The sequence below is a fragment of the Stenotrophomonas capsici genome (assembly GCF_034961085.1).
In the GTDB taxonomy this organism is placed as follows: domain Bacteria; phylum Pseudomonadota; class Gammaproteobacteria; order Xanthomonadales; family Xanthomonadaceae; genus Stenotrophomonas; species Stenotrophomonas capsici.
This window is the reverse complement of the sequence record NZ_JAYFUH010000189.1, coordinates 1-1,469: the sequence shown is the minus strand read 5'-3', so window position 1 is coordinate 1,469 and position 1,469 is coordinate 1. Positions and strand designations below refer to the sequence as shown.

Here is a 1,469-nt window from a genome sequence, read left to right as displayed (position 1 = left end):
GTTCCGCGGCTACAAGTCGCTCAAGCCGTCCGAGCTGACCCACCTGATCAATGCCGGTGGGGCCGTGGTGATCGACCTGTCGGCCGCCAGCGATTTCGAGAAGGGCCATATCGTCGGCAGCCGCAACCTGCAGCCGGCCCAGGTGAGCCCGACCCACAAGCTGCTGGCCCCGGCCAAGCAGTCGCCGGTGGTGCTGCTGTGCCGCACCGGCAATGCCTCCGCCACCGCCGCCAAGGTGCTGAAGAAGGCCGGCTTCGAGCAGGTGTACGTGCTCGACGGCGGCCTGCCGGCCTGGCAGGCGGCGGACCTGCCGCTGGTCAAGGGCCGCGGCTGAGCAGTTAATTTGCGTTAAGGCCTTGTGGACGGCGTGGACCGCCCCCATCGCTGGTCTGGTAACAATCCCAATCATTGAACAATCTGTTCTGGAGTCTTGAGAAATGTCCGAAGAGAACACCAACGGCGTAGTCCCGGCTGACGAAGCTGCCAACGGCCCGGCTTTCACCATCGAGAAGATCTACGTCAAGGACGTTTCTTTCGAATCCCCGAACTCGCCGGTCATCTTCAATGAGAACGTGCAGCCGGACCTGCAGCTGAACCTGAACCAGAAGGTGCAGCGCCTGTCCGACACCGCCTTCGAAGTGGTGCTGGGCGTGACCCTGACCTGCAAGGCCGGTGACAAGACCGCCTACGTCGCCGAAGTGCAGCAGGCCGGCGTGTTCGGCCTGATCGGCCTGGAGCCGCAGGCGATCGACGTGCTGCTCGGCACCCAGTGCCCGAACATCCTGTTCCCGTACGTGCGTTCGATGGTGTCGGACCTGATCCAGGCCGGCGGCTTCCCGCCGTTCTACCTGCAGCCGATCAACTTCGAAGGCCTGTACGCCGAAACCCTGCGCCAGCGCCAGGCCCAGGGCGAAGCCTCGCTGGCCGACTCCGAGCCGGCCGGCAACGCCTGATCGGCGTCCGCGACATCGGATGAGTACGACCGACGCGAACAAGATCGCCGTCCTCGGCGCGGGCTCCTGGGGCACCGCGCTGGCCACCTTGCTGGCCCGGCACGGTCACCCGACCGTGCTGTGGGGACGCGATGCCGCCGTCATCGAGGCGATCGACCAGCGTCACGAGAATCCCCGGTACCTGCCGGGGATTCCCTTGCCTGATTCCCTGCGCGCCAGCACCGACCTGGCTGCCACCGTTGCCGGTGCCAGCTGGATCCTGGTGGTGGTGCCTTCGCATGCCTTCGCCGAGACCGTGCGCGCGCTGGCGCCGCTGCGGCCGGCCGGGGCCGGCGTGGCCTGGGCCACCAAGGGCTTCGAGCCCGGCTCGGGGCGTTTCCTGCATGAAGTGGCCCGTGAAGTGCTGGGCCCGGACGTGCCGCTGGCCGTCGTCACCGGCCCGTCCTTCGCCAAGGAAGTGACCCTGGGCCTGCCCACGGCGATCACCGTCCACGGTGATGACGACGCTTTCGCCCA

The 1,469-nt window shown here is 67.1% G+C and carries 3 protein-coding genes; all 3 read left to right on the top strand.

The features are described from left to right. The coding region (locus VA603_RS11235) for a rhodanese-like domain-containing protein (protein ID WP_323438887.1) at window positions 1–334 on the top strand (334 nt) is incomplete at its 5' end. A gap of 103 nt (window positions 335–437) precedes the next feature. Then, window positions 438–953 carry a protein-export chaperone SecB gene (secB, locus tag VA603_RS11230; protein WP_132862378.1) on the top strand — a complete coding sequence of 172 codons (516 nt, stop codon included), beginning with the start codon at window positions 438–440 and terminating at the stop codon, window positions 951–953. A gap of 19 nt (window positions 954–972) precedes the next feature. Next, window positions 973–1,469 (top strand): 2-dehydropantoate 2-reductase N-terminal domain-containing protein (locus VA603_RS11225; protein WP_323438886.1); only part of this gene is annotated, 497 nt, incomplete at its 3' end.